General features: G+C 72.7%; 16 protein-coding genes. 4 read left to right on the forward strand and 12 right to left on the reverse strand.

Annotation, left to right across the window (positions count from 1 at the left end; all coding sequences use genetic code 11):
• Nucleotides 1–184: 184 nt before the first annotated feature.
• The 4 genes from groL to ABTX60_RS36640 all read right to left on the reverse strand — a co-directional run bounded on the left by groL (nt 185) and on the right by ABTX60_RS36640 (nt 4,023).
• On the reverse strand, nt 185–1,810 hold the full coding sequence (gene groL / locus ABTX60_RS36625) for a chaperonin GroEL (protein WP_352101315.1): 1,626 nt from the start codon (nt 1,808–1,810) through the stop codon (nt 185–187).
• 116 nt (nt 1,811–1,926) lie between these two features.
• On the reverse strand, nt 1,927–2,235 hold the full coding sequence (gene groES, locus ABTX60_RS36630; protein ID WP_003974211.1) for a co-chaperone GroES: 309 nt from the start codon (nt 2,233–2,235) through the stop codon (nt 1,927–1,929).
• A gap of 169 nt (nt 2,236–2,404) precedes the next feature.
• The gene (locus ABTX60_RS36635) at nt 2,405–3,154 is read right to left on the reverse strand and encodes a polysaccharide deacetylase family protein (protein WP_352101316.1); all 750 of its coding nucleotides are present in this window, start codon (nt 3,152–3,154) and stop codon (nt 2,405–2,407) included.
• On the reverse strand, nt 3,151–4,023 hold the full coding sequence (locus ABTX60_RS36640; RefSeq protein WP_352101317.1) for a polysaccharide deacetylase family protein: 873 nt from the start codon (nt 4,021–4,023) through the stop codon (nt 3,151–3,153). Before ABTX60_RS36640 ends, ABTX60_RS36635 begins: the two co-directional genes overlap by 4 nt.
• 235 nt (nt 4,024–4,258) lie before the next feature.
• On the opposite strand from ABTX60_RS36640, the gene ABTX60_RS36645 reads away from it, so the two are divergent.
• Nucleotides 4,259–5,428: a THUMP-like domain-containing protein gene (locus tag ABTX60_RS36645; RefSeq protein WP_352101318.1), complete on the forward strand. Its 1,170-nt coding sequence runs from the start codon at nt 4,259–4,261 to the stop codon at nt 5,426–5,428.
• Between the two features lie 134 nt (nt 5,429–5,562).
• On the opposite strand, the gene ABTX60_RS36650 is transcribed toward ABTX60_RS36645, so the two are convergent.
• Entirely contained in the window at nt 5,563–6,768 is a 1,206-nt protein-coding gene (locus tag ABTX60_RS36650; RefSeq protein ID WP_352101319.1) for an RNA polymerase sigma factor, read from the reverse strand.
• On the opposite strand from ABTX60_RS36650, the gene ABTX60_RS36655 reads away from it, so the two are divergent.
• Nucleotides 6,767–7,261: a hypothetical protein gene (locus ABTX60_RS36655; protein WP_352101320.1), complete on the forward strand. Its 495-nt coding sequence runs from the start codon at nt 6,767–6,769 to the stop codon at nt 7,259–7,261. The two genes, ABTX60_RS36650 and ABTX60_RS36655, sit on opposite strands and share 2 nt — an antisense overlap.
• Here the strand turns inward: ABTX60_RS36655 and ABTX60_RS36660 are convergent.
• From ABTX60_RS36660 to ABTX60_RS36670, 3 genes are all read right to left on the reverse strand, one after another.
• Nucleotides 7,227–7,583: a YciI family protein gene (locus ABTX60_RS36660; protein WP_033311567.1), complete on the reverse strand. Its 357-nt coding sequence runs from the start codon at nt 7,581–7,583 to the stop codon at nt 7,227–7,229. The two genes, ABTX60_RS36655 and ABTX60_RS36660, sit on opposite strands and share 35 nt — an antisense overlap.
• Before the next feature lie 128 nt (nt 7,584–7,711).
• The gene (locus tag ABTX60_RS36665; protein ID WP_352101321.1) at nt 7,712–8,761 is read right to left on the reverse strand and encodes an LCP family protein; all 1,050 of its coding nucleotides are present in this window, start codon (nt 8,759–8,761) and stop codon (nt 7,712–7,714) included.
• A gap of 151 nt (nt 8,762–8,912) precedes the next feature.
• The gene (locus ABTX60_RS36670) at nt 8,913–9,977 is read right to left on the reverse strand and encodes a LacI family DNA-binding transcriptional regulator (protein WP_352101322.1); all 1,065 of its coding nucleotides are present in this window, start codon (nt 9,975–9,977) and stop codon (nt 8,913–8,915) included.
• Between the two features lie 136 nt (nt 9,978–10,113).
• Between ABTX60_RS36670 and ABTX60_RS36675 the strand changes: the two genes are divergently transcribed.
• Complete coding sequence (locus ABTX60_RS36675; RefSeq protein WP_352101323.1) at nt 10,114–12,438, forward strand: beta-xylosidase/alpha-l-arabinosidase; 2,325 nt, start codon at nt 10,114–10,116, stop codon at nt 12,436–12,438.
• A 9-nt stretch (nt 12,439–12,447) separates the two neighbouring features.
• Here the strand turns inward: ABTX60_RS36675 and ABTX60_RS36680 are convergent, their stop codons facing one another.
• Genes ABTX60_RS36680 through tsaB form a run of 4 tightly spaced genes read right to left on the reverse strand, consistent with a single transcriptional unit; the run spans nt 12,448 to nt 14,939 of the window.
• A complete protein-coding gene (locus ABTX60_RS36680) occupies nt 12,448–12,705 on the reverse strand; it encodes a hypothetical protein (protein WP_352101324.1) in 258 nt (85 codons plus the stop codon).
• Nucleotides 12,702–13,790 carry a tRNA (adenosine(37)-N6)-threonylcarbamoyltransferase complex transferase subunit TsaD gene (tsaD, locus tag ABTX60_RS36685; RefSeq protein ID WP_352101325.1) on the reverse strand — a complete coding sequence of 363 codons (1,089 nt, stop codon included), beginning with the start codon at nt 13,788–13,790 and terminating at the stop codon, nt 12,702–12,704. Before tsaD ends, ABTX60_RS36680 begins: the two co-directional genes overlap by 4 nt.
• Nucleotides 13,783–14,289, reverse strand: a complete 507-nt coding sequence (gene rimI / locus ABTX60_RS36690) for a ribosomal protein S18-alanine N-acetyltransferase (RefSeq protein WP_352101326.1) — start codon at nt 14,287–14,289, stop codon at nt 13,783–13,785. Before rimI ends, tsaD begins: the two co-directional genes overlap by 8 nt.
• Complete coding sequence (gene tsaB / locus ABTX60_RS36695; protein ID WP_352101327.1) at nt 14,286–14,939, reverse strand: tRNA (adenosine(37)-N6)-threonylcarbamoyltransferase complex dimerization subunit type 1 TsaB; 654 nt, start codon at nt 14,937–14,939, stop codon at nt 14,286–14,288. The genes rimI and tsaB overlap by 4 nt, the downstream gene beginning before the upstream one ends.
• A 110-nt stretch (nt 14,940–15,049) precedes the next feature.
• Between tsaB and ABTX60_RS36700 the strand changes: the two genes are divergently transcribed.
• Nucleotides 15,050–15,616: a hypothetical protein gene (locus ABTX60_RS36700; protein WP_352101328.1), complete on the forward strand. Its 567-nt coding sequence runs from the start codon at nt 15,050–15,052 to the stop codon at nt 15,614–15,616.
• Nucleotides 15,617–15,740 lie beyond the last annotated feature (124 nt).

The following is a 15,740-nucleotide window of genomic DNA, read 5'->3' on the forward strand; positions in this document are numbered from 1 at the left end:
ATCCCCCTTCGGCTCCGGTGTGTAGGAGGCCGGCGCCGGTCTCGCCGGTTCCATCACCGGCGGGCCGGAACGGCGAAGGCACAGCGGAACCGGAACGGCGAAGGCCCGGCGCCCCGTTTCCGGGGTGCCGGGCCTTCGCTCGGGCTCGGGCGGGCCGACGTCGTCAGCCCTCAGCCGTCATGCCTCAGTGGGCGTGGCCGTGGCCGTGGCCCGCGGCGGCCGGCTCCTCCTCTTCCTTCTTCTCGACGACCAGGGTCTCAGTCGTGAGGAGGAGGGAAGCGATGGAGGCGGCGTTCTCCAGGGCGGAGCGGGTGACCTTGACCGGGTCGATGACGCCGGCCTTGACCAGGTCGCCGTACTCGCCGGTGGCGGCGTTGAAGCCCTGGCCCTTGTCGAGCTCGGCGACCTTGGAGGTGATGACGTAGCCCTCGAGGCCGGCGTTCTCGGCGATCCAGCGCAGCGGCTCGACGGCGGCCTTGCGGACGACCGCGACACCCGTGGCCTCGTCGCCGGTCTTGCCGAGGTTGCCCTCCAGGACCTTCACGGCGTGGACGAGCGCGGAGCCGCCACCGGAGACGATGCCCTCCTCGACCGCGGCGCGGGTCGCGGAGATGGCGTCCTCCAGACGGTGCTTGCGCTCCTTGAGCTCGACCTCGGTGGCGGCACCCACGCGGATGACGCACACGCCGCCGGCCAGCTTCGCGAGGCGCTCCTGGAGCTTCTCGCGGTCCCAGTCGGAGTCGGTGGACTCGATCTCGGCCTTGATCTGGGCGACGCGGCCCTGCACGTCGTCCTTGTTGCCGGCGCCGTCGACGACCGTGGTGTCGTCCTTGGTGACGGTGATGCGGCGGGCGGAGCCGAGGACGTCGAGACCGACCTGGTCGAGCTTGAGGCCGACCTCCTCGGAGACGACCGTGGCGCCGGTGAGGACGGCCAGGTCCTGCAGCATCGCCTTGCGGCGGTCGCCGAAGCCGGGGGCCTTCACGGCGACGGCGTTGAACGTGCCGCGGATCTTGTTCACGACGAGGGTGGAGAGGGCCTCGCCCTCGACGTCCTCGGCGATGATCAGCAGCGGCTTGGAGGCGTTGGACTGGATGACCTTCTCCAGCAGCGGCAGGAGGTCCGCGATGGCGGAGATCTTGCCCTGCGTGATGAGGATGTACGGGTCGTCCAGGACGGCTTCCATGCGCTCCTGGTCCGTCACGAAGTACGGCGACAGGTAGCCCTTGTCGAAGGCCATGCCCTCGGTGAAGTCCAGCTCCAGGCCGAAGGTGTTGGACTCCTCGACGGTGATGACACCGTCCTTGCCGACCTTGTCCATCGCCTCGGCGATGAGCTCGCCGACCTGCTGGTCCTGGGCGGACAGCGCGGCGACGGCGGCGATGTCGGACTTCTCGTCGATCGGGCGGGCCGTGGCGAGCAGGTCCTCGGAAACGGCGGCGACGGCGGCGTCGATGCCCTTCTTCAGGGCGGCCGGGGAGGCACCGGCGGCGACGTTCTTCAGGCCCTCGCGCACGAGCGCCTGGGCGAGCACGGTCGCGGTGGTCGTACCGTCACCCGCGATGTCGTTGGTCTTGGTCGCCACCTCCTTGACCAGCTGGGCACCGAGGTTCTCGTACGGGTCCTCGACCTCGACCTCACGGGCGATGGTCACACCGTCGTTGGTGATGGTGGGAGCGCCGAACTTCTTGTCGATGACGACGTTGCGGCCCTTGGGGCCGATCGTCACCTTGACCGTGTCGGCAAGCTTGTTGACGCCGCGCTCGAGGGCGCGACGGGCGTCCTCGTCGAACTTCAGGATCTTCGCCATGGGAGCGTGAGCCCTCTTCCGGAATCTGGGATATACGGCACTGCGCCCCGGGCGCCCGGCTTCTTAGCGATCGCGGGGGCCAGGGGCGCAGTTCAAAGCAATGTGCTTGGGGTGAATTACTTCTCGACGATCGCGAGCACGTCGCGGGCCGAGAGGACGAGGTACTCCTCGCCGTTGTACTTCACCTCGGTGCCGCCGTACTTGCTGTAGAGCACGACGTCGCCGACGGAGACGTCGAGCGGAAGACGGTTGCCGTCCTCGAAGCGGCCCGGGCCCACGGCCAGGACGACGCCCTCCTGGGGCTTCTCCTTGGCGGTGTCCGGGATGACCAGGCCAGAGGCGGTGGTCTGCTCGGCGTCGAGCGGCTGGACCACGATGCGGTCCTCGAGCGGCTTGATGGCAACCTTGGAGCTGGTGGTCGTCACGATCCGACCTCCCCCTTCGGAGATCTCACGGGGTTAACTGTCTGAGGTGGCGACCAGGTGGATCCGTCGTCGCGGGTGCCGGACCTGCCCGTCGCTGTGTTGGCACTCTCCTAGGGGGAGTGCCAGAGCCGAGACTATGACTGCGATTAGCACTCGGTCAAGCGGACTGCTAATTGCGTGCGGCGCGTCGGGCGGATGCGCCCTCCAGGTGGTCCTCGAGCCGCCCCACCCGCAGCCCCCTCTTCTCGATCTCGCGCAGCAGCCGCACCGTCCGTTCGGCCAGGGTCCTCGGCTCCGTCCCGTCCGACGGCACCGAGATGATGTCGCCGGCCCGCAGGCCCGGCTCGCCGCGGGTGTACGCCAGTTCGCCGTCGGCGTTCAGGGACGCGCGCCACAGGACGACCGCGGTGATGCCGCAGTCGGCGGCGGCGCGCAGGGTCGTGGCGTCGTAGGTGCCGTAGGGCGGGCGGAAGAGGCGCGGGACGACGCCGAAGCGGGAGCGGAGTTTGTGCTGCTGGCCGCAGATCTCGGCGCGCTGGCCGGCGTAGGGCAGACCGCGCAGGGCGGGGTGGTCGAGGGTGTGGTTCTGGATGGACGCGCCGACGGCGCGCAGCCGGGCGAAGTGGCCGTAGCCGGGTCCCACGACGCTGTCCGTGAGGAACATGCTGACCGGGAGCCGCCGTTCGCGGACGAGGCCGACGAAGCGGGGGTCGCGTTCGGCGCCGTCGTCGTAGGTGAGGAAGACGACGGGTTCGCGGGTGGTGACGTGGTCCACGACGGGCGGCGGCCGCCGCGTGTCGTTCACCCCGCGCGCCGGGCCCCGGGCCCGGCCGTCGGCGATGCCCGGCCGCTCGACCGCCGCCCCGGAACAGCCGGCCAGCAGGACCGCGCACAGCAGTACGGCCGCCTGGCGCCTCACAGATAGTCCTCCAGCCGCCCGACCGCGTACCCCTGAGCCGTGACCTTGTTCAGGAAGCGGCGGATCATGTCGGCCATGGTGCCCTTCCACTGGTCACGACCCCGGAAGTGCGTGAGGACGATGTCGCCCGGATGGAGCTTCCGGCCCCCGTCGCGGTACTCCCAGTGGTCGGCGAAGACCTCCTCGTTCCACAGGGGCACGTACGTGATGCCGCAGGTCCTGGCGGCCCGCAGGGTCGCACGGTCGTAGCTGCCGTAGGGCGGGCGGAAGAGGGTGGGGCGTTTGCCGAACCGCCTCTCCATGTAGCGCTGCATGCCGCAGATCTCGCGCTTCTGCTTCCGGTAGGACATGCCCCGCAGGTTGGGGTGGTTGAGGGTGTGGTTGTGCAGGACCACGCCCCGGGACTGCATCTTCCGGAAGTAGCGGGTGTCGTTCCTGACCAGGTAGCCGCTGAGGAAGGCGCTGTACGGGACGTCCAGTTCGCTCATCATCCGCAGGAACGCCGGGTCCTTCTCGGCGCCGTCGTCGATGGTCAGGAACACGACCTTGTCCCGGGTGGGGATCCTGGTGAAGACGGGCGGGAGGTCCCGGTGGCCGTCCACCTCGAAGCCCTTGCGGGTCCTGACTTCGGGCTTCTTCGCGGGGGCGGGCGGGGCGGCCGACGGGGCCTTGCGCAGACCCCAGCGGTGCGCGGCGGCTACCCGGGCGGCGTGCGCGGCGCGCAGCTTGGCGGCGTAGGCGTCGAGCGCGCGGGCCGGGGGCGCGTCGAGCGGCTGCTGGCCGCCGGCCGGGGTGACCTGGTCGCCGCCGTCCTGCGCGCAGCCGGAGGCGATGGCGGCGAGGACGAGCACGGCCAGGACGATCCGCACACCGGCGGACGCCCGTCCCGGCGCCCGACTTTTATCATTTTGTACGACTGCTCGCATGATGCCGGATCCTCGCAGCCCCCTGCCGCCGCCCCGGGGCCGACACCTCGGCGGCGTCCCGTCATCCACCGACTGGCCCACACCGGCCGCACGCCACGCGTGGTCGGGCTCAGCCGTCGCTCGCACCGGACCGGCCACCGCCGGTCCGGCCCCTGCCCCCGTGGCCGACAATGATCCGGTGAACGACCTCGCCCTCCTCCTCACCCCCGAAGGCCGCGCTCTCCTCGACGAGGTGCGGGACACCGATCCGGCCCAGGAGCTGGCCGTCGCGACGCGGCTGCGCCGCGAGCACCCCGCCGAGCTGGTGTCGGCGGCGCTGGGCCAGGCGCGGCTGCGGCAGCGGGCGGTGGCGAAGTTCGGGGCCGAGGACGCGGGCCGGATGTTCTTCACGCCGAACGGCGTCGAGCAGTCGACCCGGGCGAGCGTGGCGGCCTACCGGGCCCGGCGCATGGCCGAGTCGGGCATCGCCTCGGTCGCCGACCTGTGCTGCGGCATCGGCGGGGACGCGATCGCGCTGGCCCGCGCCGGAATCCGGGTCCTGGCCGTGGACCGGGATCCGCAGACCGCCGCCGCGGCCCGGGCCAACGCCGCCGCGCTGGACCTGGCCGGTCTCGTCGAGGTGCGCGAGGCGGACGTGACGGAGGTGGACACGGCCGGTTTCGACGCCGTGTTCGTGGACCCCGCCCGGCGCGGCGGACGCGGCCGGATCTTCGACCCCGAGGCCTACTCACCGCCCCTGTCCTGGGCGGTCGGCGCCGCCCGCCGGGCCCCGCGCGGCGCCGCTCTGAAGATCGCCCCCGGCATCCCGCACGAGGCGGTCCCCGAGGACGCCGAGGCCGAGTGGATCTCCGACGGCGGGGACGTCAAGGAGGCGGTGCTGTGGTTCGGCACCGAGCCGGGGGCGGTCCGGGCGACCCTCCTGCCGGGCCCCCGCACCCTGCTCTCGCGCGGCCTGCCCGACCCGGACGTCCGCCCGCCCGGCCGCTACCTCTACGAGCCCGACGGCGCCGTCATCCGCGCCCACCTGGTCGCCGAGGTGGCCGACCAGGTCGACGGCGGCCTGCTCGACGCGACCATCGCGTACGTCACGGCCGACGCCCATCGCCCGACCCCGTACGCCACGGCCTACGAGATCACCGACCACCTGCCCTTCAACGTCAAGAAGCTGAAGGCCCTCCTGCGGGAGCGGCAGGTCGGCACGCTGACCGTGAAGAAGCGGGGCTCGGCGGTCGAGCCGGAGGAGCTACGCAGGAAGGTCAAGCCGCAGGGCCCGCACGCGGCGACGGTGTTCCTGACCAGGGTCGCGGGGGCACCGGCGATGCTCATCGGGCACCCGGTGCGGGCATAGCGGTCAGAGGTGCCCCCCACGCTCGTCGGGACCCACCTGGGCGAGTCGTAGAACCGTTCGATGCTCGCGGGACCCACCGGCTACAGCCGTGGACGGCCCGACGCTCGTGGGACCTCCCCAGCCGGGCGCAGCCGTCAGGGCTGCTCCGCCGCCCGCCTCAGCAGCAGCTCCCGCTCCCGTTCGTTCCGGGTCAGGGACGCCGCCCGTTCGAACTCCGCCCGGGCCTCCTGCGTGCGGCCGAGGCGGGCGAGGAGGTCGCCGCGGACGCTGGGCAGCAGGTGGTAGCCCCGCAGGGCCGGGTCGCCGGCCAGAGCGTCGACGAGGGCGAGGGCCGGGCCCGGCCCCTCGGACATCGAGACGGCCACCGCGCGGTTCAGCTCCACGACCGGGGACGGGGAGCGGGCGGCCAGCAGGCGGTAGAGGGTGGCGATGCGGGACCAGTCCGTCTCCTCGTAGGTGTACGCGTGGGCGTGGCAGGCGGCGATGGCCGCTTGCAGGGTGTACGGGCCCGGGGCGCCGGATGAGGTGGCCTCGGCCCGGCCCAGCGCGGCGATGCCGCGGGCGATGAGCATGCGGTTCCAGCGGGAGCGCTTCTGGTCCTTCAGGAGGACCGGCTCGCCGGAGGGGCCCGTGCGGGCCGCCGTACGGGAGGCCTGGAGCTCCAGGAGCGCGGTGAGGCCGTGCACTTCGGGCTCCTTCGGCATCAGGGCCGAGAGCACCCGGGCCAGGCGCAGGGCGTCCTCGCACAGGGACGGGCGCAGCCAGTCGTCGCCGGCCGTGGCGGCGTATCCCTCGTTGAAGATCAGGTAGATGACGTCGAGGACCGAGCCGAGGCGGGCCTCGCGGTCGGCGCCGTGGGGCACCTCGAAGGCGATGTTCCGCGTCGCGAGGGTGCGTTTGGCGCGGACGACGCGCTGCGCGATCGTCGGCTCCGGGACCAGGAAGGCGCGGGCGATCTCGGCCGTGGTCAGTCCGCCGAGCAGGCGCAGGGTGAGGGCGGTGCGGGCCTCGGTGGAAAGGACCGGGTGGCAGGCGGTGAAGACCAGGCGCAGCAGGTCGTCGTCGATGTCGTCGGGATCTGCGGGTTCCTCCGGGGGCGGGACGGCCGACAGGTCCCGGCCGATCTCCGCCAGCTTGCGGGCGTAGTTCTCCCGGCGCCGGACCAGGTCGACGGCGCGGCGGCGGGCGGTGGTCATGAGCCAGGCGCCCGGGTTGCCGGGCACCCCCTCCCGCGGCCACTGCTCCAACGCCGCGACCAGCGCGTCCTGCGCCAGTTCCTCGGCGATGCCGACGTCCCGGACGACCCGGGTGACGCCGGCGATGATCCGGGGCGACTCCATGCGGAAGACGGTCTCGATGGCCTCGGCGATGCGGTCGGGCCGGGGCGCGGGAGGCTGGGACGCGTCCGAGGCCGGGGTCGGGGTCGGGGTCGGGGTCGGCTCCGAATCCGGGGTGGGCTGCGAGGCCCTGGCCGGGCCCGGGGCCAGGGCGGAGCCCGAGGCCGGGGCGGGCCGCGGGGCCCTGGCCGGGCCCGGGGCCAGGGCGGAGCCCGAGGCCGGGCTCGGCTCCGAAGCCGAGGCAGGCCGCGAGGCCCTGGCCCGTGCCGGAGCCGGGGCGGAGCCCGAGGCCGGGCTCGGCTCCGAATCCGGGGCGGGCCGCGAGGCCGGAGGCGGCTCCGAATTCGGGGCGGACTGCGAGGCCGGAGGCGGCTCCGGGGCCGGGGTGGGCTGCGGGGTCACAGCCCACCATCAGACACCCGTGGTGCCGCCCGGCCAAGCGGAACCCGCGCGAGGGCCGGTCAGTCCTCGGCGATCTGCCGGACCTCGGCGGTGATCGTCCAGTAGTCCTCGTGCAGGGACAGGAACCGCTTGGTCCACTCGATCGCCTCGGCCTTGTCCTTGCACTGGCTGATCGAGTAGCCGCCGATGACCTCCTTGGACTCGGTGAACGGCCCGTCCGTGACGGACAGCTGTCCGCCCTCCCAGGTCACCCGGCTGCCGTCCGAGGTCGGCGTGAGTCCGGCCGTGTCGAGCATGACCCCGGCCTTGGTGATCTCCTCCAGCAGCTTGCCCATCCGCTCCATGAGCTCGGGGCTCGGGCCCTCCGCGGGGGCGTTCTTCTCGTCGATGCGGATCAGGGTGAGAAAGCGCGGCATCGTGACTCCTCGGGGTCTGCGGAACGGGGCCCTTCCCCGCTCTCACCCCTGCGTCGATCGGGGGCCCGCCGGATCGACACGCTCGCCGGAATTCTTCGAAGATTTTTTCCGCGACGCGTTTCCGCAGGTCAGCGCAGCGACTCCCACAGCTTCTCCGCCTCGGGTTCCTCGGCCACCACCCGGTTGGGATCCGACGGCGCCTGCACCACGGGCATCATCACCGTCCGTACGCCGCTCGCCGAGAGGCCTTGCAGGCTCTGCCCGAGGCGGGTCAGTTCGGCGAGGGAGTCCAGGCCGGTGTCGGTGGTGAGGCCGGCGGTGACCGTGTCGGCGACGCGGTACAGCTTGGCCGGGTCGGTGAGCAGGTCCTGGGAGGCGATCTGCTCCAGCAGGGCCTTCACCAGCTTCTGCTGGAGGCCGATGCGGCCCAGGTCGCTGCCGTCGCCGATGCCGTGCCGGGTGCGGGCGAACGCGAGGGCCTGGGTGCCGTCCAGGTGATGGGTGCCCGCCTTCAGCCGCAGATGGCTGTCCTCGTCGGCGATGTCCTCGTCCGTGGTGACCGTGACGCCGCCGAGCGCGTCGACCAGCCGGGCGAAGCCGGAGAAGTCGATCTCGAGGTAGTGGTCCATGCGGACGTGCGTCATCGCCTCGACCGTCTTCACCGCACAGACCGGACCGCCCACCTCGTACGCGCTGTTGAACATGGAGTGGTGGGCGACTCCCGTCGAGCCCCCGGAGGGGCGTGGGCAGGACGGGCGGGTGACCAGGGTGTCGCGCGGGATGCTCACCACCGTCGCGCTGGACCGCCCGGCGTCGAGGTGGACGACCATCGCCGTGTCGGAACGGGCGCCCGAGCTGTCGCCGCCGCCGAGCCTGCGGTTCTCCTTGCCGCTGCGCGAGTCCGAGCCCAGGACCAGGATGTTGAGGGCCTCGCTCGGCGCGGCCGGGGCCGAGGGCGACGGTGTGGTCACCGGCTTCGGCGGCCGGTTGTCGCCCAGCGCGCTGTCGATGTCGACGCCGGTGATGTTGTCGCTGAGATGCCAGTAAGCCCATCCGGCCGCTCCGGCGCCCAGGACCAGCGTCCCCGCCAAGGTGAGGCCGGCGATCCTCAACGCTCTCGACCGCCGGCCCGCTTCTGTGTCCTGGTCCCCCTGATGTCCCGTCACGAGCAGGAACATAAGTCCGAATTATTACGGGCAGGGAGCTCAGGGCGGCCTTTCTTCGGAAATTCTCAGATTTCAGGACGTGAGCCCGCCGAAACTTTCGACGGTGCAGCCGATTGACTTCGGCTCCGGCGGAGGTGTCCGAAACACGCCCCCTGAACAGCGCCTACCGCTCCGCCGGCCCCGCGGTACTGCTGCGCACCACCAGGCTCGTCGCCAGCTCGACGCGAGTCGCCGCCAGACTCCCCTCGTCGCGCCCGAGATCGAGGAGCAGCTTGGCCGCCGCCTCGGCCATCTCGGTCAGGGGCTGCCGTACGGTCGTCAGCGGCGGCCCGACCAAGGGCGCCACGGGCAGATCGTCGAACCCGACCACACTCAGGTCCTCGGGGATGCGCAGCCCCAGCTCACGCGCGGCCTCGTACAGCCCGAGCGCCTGCAGGTCGTTCCCGGCGAAGACCGCGGTCGGCCGGTCCGGGCGGCGCAGCAGCTCCAGGCCGAGCCGGTAGCCGGCCTCGTGGTGGAAGTCGCCGCTCGCGATCAGGGCGGGATCCACCGGCAGCCCGGCCGTCTCCAGCGCGGCCCGGTAGCCGTCGATCCGGGCCCGGCTGCACATCATCTGCGAGGGTCCGCTGATCGCGCCGATCCTGCGGTGCCCCAGCTCGACCAGATGCCGGGTGGCCGCGAGACCGCCCTGCCAGTTGGTCGCGCCGATCGACGGCACGTCGGCGCCGGGGTCACCGGCCGGGTCCATCACCACGAACGGGATCGACCGGCTGGTCAGCAGCGCCCGCTGCGACTCGTCGAGCCCGGACAGGACCAGGATCACGCCGTGCGGCCGGCGTGCGGCGACCTGGTCGGCCCAGGTCCGCCCGGGAGTGAGCCGTCCCGCGCTCTCGGACAGCACCACACTGAGGCCGGCGTCCCGGGCCACGTTCTCCACACCCCGGATGACCTCCATCGCCCAGGCGCTCTCCAGCTCGTGGAAGACCAGGTCGATCAAGGGCGAACGCGTCGCCTCGGCACGGCGTCGCCGGTAGCCGTGGACGCGCAGCAGGTCCTCGACGCGGGCCCGGGTGGCCGGGGCAACGTCGGCGCGGCCGTTCAGGACCTTCGAAACAGTCGGCGCCGACACGCCGGCCTCACGGGCGATCTCGGCGAGCGTCGCGGTCTGCGCGGTTCGCCCCTGCGTCCGGTTCTGCGTCCGGCTTTCAACGGGCTCCGGGGATGTCATGGCGGCGATCGTAACCCTGTCGGCCCCCTTGACGAAGTCCTCGCACCGCCATAGGTTCCCGGAACATTCGAAGTTCATAACGAAACATTCGTGAAAACGTTCGTGAGAGGGCCGTCCGTCCCCCGACAGGAGCTTCATGACCACCGCGCCCTGGCGTGATCCCGCGCTGCCCGCCGCCGCCCGCGTCGACGACCTGCTCCCCCGGATGACCCTGGAGGAGAAGACCGCCCAGTTGTACGGCGTGTGGGTGGGCGCCGCGACGGACGGCGACGGGGTCGCTCCGCACCAGCACGACATGACCGTCGAGTCCTCCGACGAGGAGTGGGACGAGCTCATCAGCCACGGTCTGGGCCAGCTCACACGCTCCTTCGGCACCGCCCCCGTCGACCCGGCGCTGGGCGCGCAGGCTCTGGCCCGCGCCCAGCGCCGTATCAGCGAGGCGGGGCGCTTCGGCATCCCGGCGATCGCGCACGAGGAGTGTCTGGCCGGCTTCACCGCCTGGCAGGCCACGGCCTACCCGGTCCCGCTGGCCTGGGGCGCGACCTGGGACCCGCCGCTGGTCGAGGAGATGGCCCGGCGCATCGGCGACGACCTGCGCTCGGCCGGCGTCCACCAGGGCCTGGCGCCCGTGCTGGACGTCGTACGCGATCCGCGCTGGGGCCGTGTGGAGGAGACGATCGGCGAGGACCCGTACCTGGTCGGCACGGTCGGCGCGGCCTATGTGCGGGGCCTGGAGGCGGCGGGGGTCGTCGCCACACTCAAGCACTTCGCCGGGTACGCCTCCTCGGCCGGTGCCCGCAACCTCGCGCCGGTACGGGCGGGCGTGCGCGAGTTCGCCGACGTCACCCTGCCGCCCTTCGAGATGGCCCTGCGCGAGGGCGGCGCCCGCTCGGTGATGGCCGCCTACACCGAGACGGACGGAGTCCCGGCCTCCGCGGACCCCGGGCTGCTGACCCATCTCCTGCGCGAGGAGTGGGGCTTCACCGGCACGGTCGTCGCCGACTACTTCGGCATCGGCTTCCTCCAGACCCTGCACCGCGTCGCCGCGACCCCGGCCGGGGCGGCCCACGTGGCGCTCACGGCGGGCATCGACGTCGAACTGCCGACCGTCAAGTGCTACGGCCGGCCGCTGCTGGAGGCGGTCCGGTCGGGCGCGGTCCCCGAGGAACTCGTGGACCGGGCGGCCCGTCGCGTCCTGCTCCAGAAATGCGAACTGGGCCTGCTGGACGAGGACTGGGCCCCGGAGCCCGCCACCGCGATCAACCTCGACTCGACGGGCAACCGCATCCTCGCCCGCCGCCTGGCGGAGGAGTCGGTGGTCCTGCTCGACAACCCCGACGGCCTGCTCCCGCTGACCCCCGGCACCCGCATCGCGGTCGTCGGCCCCCGGGCGGCCGACGCCCTGGCCATGCTGGGCTGTTACTCCTTCCCGTCCCACGTCCTCACCCACCACCCCGAGGTGCCGGCCGGCATCGACATCCCGACCGTCCTGGACGCCCTGCGCTCCGAACTCCCCGACGCCAAGGTGACGTTCGCGCAGGGCTGCGACGTGACGGACCCGGACACCGGGGGCTTCGAGGAGGCCATCGCCCGCACCGCCGAGGCGGACGTGTGCGTGGCGGTCCTCGGTGACCGGGCGGGCCTGTTCGGCCGCGGCACCTCCGGCGAGGGCTGCGACGCCACGGACCTCGGCCTGCCGGGCACCCAGGGCGAACTGCTGGACGCGCTGGTCGCCACCGGCGTGCCCGTGGTGCTGGTGCTGCTGACCGGCCGCCCCTACGCCCTGGGCCGCTGGCACGGCCGCCTCGGGGCGGTCGTCCAGGCGTTCTTCCCGGGGGAGGAGGGCGGCCCGGCGGTCGCGGGCGTCCTGTCGGGCCGGGTGAGCCCCTCGGGCCGCCTGCCCGTCAGCGTCCCGCGGCTCCCGGGCGGGCAGCCCTGGACCTATCTCCAGCCGCCGCTGGGTCTCGCGGGCGAGGTCAGCAACCTCGACCCGACCCCGCTGTACGCCTTCGGCCACGGCCGCTCGTACACGGCGTTCGCCTGGGAGGACTGCACGGGCGGCGCGGAGCCGGCGGAGCTCGGCACGGACGGGGCGTACGACGTGTCGGTGACCGTCCGCAACACGGGCGAGCGCGCGGGCGCCGAGGTCGTACAGCTGTACCTGCACGACCCGGTGGCCTCGGTGACCCGCCCCGACGTACGGCTGATCGGCTACCGGCGGGTGGAACTGGCCCCGGGCGAGGCGGCCCGGGTGACGTTCCGCTTCCACGCGGACCTGTCGTCCTTCACGGACCGCTCCGGCCGCCGGGTCGTCGAACCGGGCGCCCTGGAACTGCGGCTGGCCGCCTCCAGCGCGGACGTACGGCACACCGCGCACCTCACCCTCACGGGCCCGGTGCGGGCGCTCGGTACGGAGCGGCGGCTGCGCTGCGAGACGGAGGTGTTGCCGGCCCTCGGCTGACCGGCCCGGTCAGCCGACCGCCACCGACTCGAACCGCCAGCGATGCACCGCCCGGCTGATCAGCTCATCGCCCGGCTCGGCCAGTTCGGGCAGCTCGGCGTCGAAAGGCTCGTCCCACCAGGTGAGGACGAGGACCCGGTCCTGGGGCGCCCGGAAGGTCTCCCGGCGCAGGGGCGCACGTGGAAGCTCCTGGGCGCGCGCCCAGGCCAGCAGGTCCTCGCCCCGCCCCTCGGACGCGCGGGCCTCCCACATCAAGGCGACCGTCACGGGTACAGGTTCTCCTTGCCGACCTCGTGCACATGGTCGTGGTCGCCCGGGACATGAGGCTCCGTCACCGGCAGCGAGGAGTCGGCCGACAGGTCCCAGCTCGACGCCGACCGGCCCCGGGCGACCATCTCGGCGCCGAGGGCGGCGACCATCGCGCCGTTGTCCGTGCACAGCTTGGGCCGCGGCACGCGCAGCCGGATCCCGGCGGCCTCGCAGCGCTCCTGGGCGAGGACGCGCAGCCGGGAGTTGGCGGCCACACCGCCACCGATCATCAGGTGGTCGACGCCCTCGTCCTTGCAGGCCCGGACGGCCTTGCGGGTCAGCACGTCCACGACCGCCTCCTGGAAGGAGGCCGCGACGTCCCGCACCGGCACCTCCTCCCCCGCCGCCCGCTTGGCCTCGATCCAGCGCGCCACGGCGGTCTTCAGCCCCGAGAAGGAGAAGTCGTAGACCGGGTCGCGCGGGCCGGTCAGACCGCGCGGGAAGGCGATCGCGGCCGGGTCGCCCTCCTTCGCGTACCGGTCGATGACCGGGCCGCCCGGGAAGCCGAGGTTCAGAACGCGGGCGATCTTGTCGAAGGCCTCGCCGGCCGCGTCGTCGATGGTGGCGCCCATCGGGCGGACGTCGGAGGTGATGTCCGAGGACAGCAGCAGCGAGGAGTGGCCGCCGGAGACCAGCAGGGCCATGGTCGGCTCGGGCAGCGCGCCGTGCTCCAGCTGGTCCACGCAGATGTGCGAGGCGAGGTGGTTCACGCCGTAGAGGGGCTTGCCGAGCGCGTAGGCGTAGGCCTTCGCCGCGGAGACGCCCACCAGGAGGGCACCGGCGAGACCGGGACCGGCGGTGACGGCGATGCCGTCGAGGTCGCGGGCGGTGACGCCCGCCTCCTTCAGGGCGCGGTCGATGGTGGGGACCATGGCCTCCAGGTGGGCGCGGCTCGCGACCTCCGGGACGACACCGCCGAAGCGGGCGTGCTCGTCGACGCTGGAGGCGACGGCGTCGGCCAGCAGGGTGGTGCCCCGGACGATGCCGACGCCGGTCTCGTCGCAGGAGGTCTCGATTCCCAGTACGAGGGGTTCGTCAGCCATTGATCTCGGTTCCTTGTACGGAGTTCTCGGGGGAGGTCAGGCGCATCACCAGGGCGTCCACGTTCCCGGGCTGGTAGTAGCCGCGCCGGAAACCGATGGGCTCGAAGCCGAAGCGCTCGTAGAGCTTCTGTGCGCGGACGTTGTCGACCCGGCACTCCAGCAGCACCTCGGCGCACTCGAAGGTGGTGGCCGCCCGCAGCAGTTCGGCCAGCAGCCGTCCGCCGAGGCCGGTGCCCCACAGGTCGCGGGAGACGGCGATGGTCTGGACGTCGGCCTGCTCGCCGGTGGCGACGAGACCGGCGTACCCGACGATCCCGGAGCCGGACTCGGCGACCACGTACCGCCGGTTGGCCTCGGGTCCGCGCGCATGGGCGAGCTCGGACCAGAACATGCCCCGGGACCAGGCGTCCTCGGGGAACAGGTTCCGTTCCAGTTCCAGCACGGGGTCGATGTCCCACCAGCGCATCTCGCGCAGCGTGCACGTCACGGGTTCGGTCACTTGGGGGTGACCACCTTGTAGTTCTTGGGGACCTGGGCGTCGGGGCGGCGCAGGTACAGCGGCCGGGGCGCGGGGAGTTCCTCTCCGGCCGCCAGCTTCTCGGCGGCCAGCCGGGCGAGGGCGGCGGCGGAGACGTGCTCCGGCTCGTGCGCCTTGGGGAAGGTCTCCGGGTACAGCAGCGCGCCGGCACCGACCGCGGGCAGCCCCGCGACCTGTTCGGCGATGTCGGCGGGCCGGTCCACGGCCGGGTCGGTCACCCGGGTGCGGGAGTCGGCGTAACGGGCCCAGTACACCTCCTTGCGGCGGGCGTCGGTGGCGACGACGAACGGGCCCGGCAGGTCGGCGGCGTAGGCGAGACCGTCCAGCGTGCACACTCCGTACACGGGGACGCCGAGCGCGAGCCCGAAGGTGTCGGCGGTCATCAGGCCGACGCGCAGCCCGGTGTACGGTCCCGGACCGTTTCCGGCGACGATGCCGGTGACGGCGTCGAGCCGCAGACCGGCCTCGGCGAACACCCGGTCGATCGCCGGCAGCAGCAGTTCCCCGTGGCGCCGCGCGTCCACCTGACTCGACGAGGCGATGACATCGCGTCCGTCGTGCAGCGCGACGGTGACAGCGGGCGTGGCGGTATCCAGAGCGAGCAAGAGCACGCAAACAGCCTACGGCTCCCCGGGGCCCGGCACGGTCGCACCTGTCGGGTCGTCACCTGCTGCTACCGTCACCTACCGTCACGACAGGGACGCAGGACGTGAGGTGGACGGTGGCAGCTAGCAGCTCGGGAATCGTGGCCGGGCTCACCGCCGCGGCCCTCGCGACGGTCGGCTACCTGGCCCACCAGGCCGCCGAGACGGTCCCGCCCGGTCTGGGCAGGGCGGCGAAGACGGGTGCCGCTCCGGCGGCCGGTACGTCGAAGGCGCCCCAGGTCAAGAAGGACCCCACCGCACTGCCCGGCGACTCCGGGAAGGGCGCCCGGGTCGTGTACTCGCTGCGGGGCGACCGGGTGTGGCTGGTCGCGGGGGACGAGGCGATCAGCCGTACGTTCAAGGTCGACCCGAGCGCGGTGGACCCGGCTCCGGGCAGCTACTCGGTGACGTCCCGCTCCAACTCGGTCACCGGATCCGACGGCGTCCCCGTCGAGCACGTGGTGCGCTTCGCCAGTGTGGACGGCGTGGTCATCGGCTTCAGCGCGGCCGTGAACGAGTCGGCCACCCCGTCCCCCGCCCCCGGCCCGAAGGTCCGCACGGGCGGCATCCGCGAGTCCCGCGTGGACGGCGACGCGATGTGGACGTTCGCGACGATCGGCCGCACGGTCGTAGTCGTCCGCTAGGGCCCTGCCGCAAGGCCGGGTCCAGAGCTCCTAGGTGTATTGATCACGAGCGTTGTTAACGCCGGCCGGGCTTGATCATGGCGAAGACCTCCGGTGTGGTGGAGGTGTCTAGGACTTCACCGCA

The organism is Streptomyces sp. NPDC126510, assembly GCF_040302345.1.
Taxonomy (GTDB): domain Bacteria; phylum Actinomycetota; class Actinomycetes; order Streptomycetales; family Streptomycetaceae; genus Streptomyces.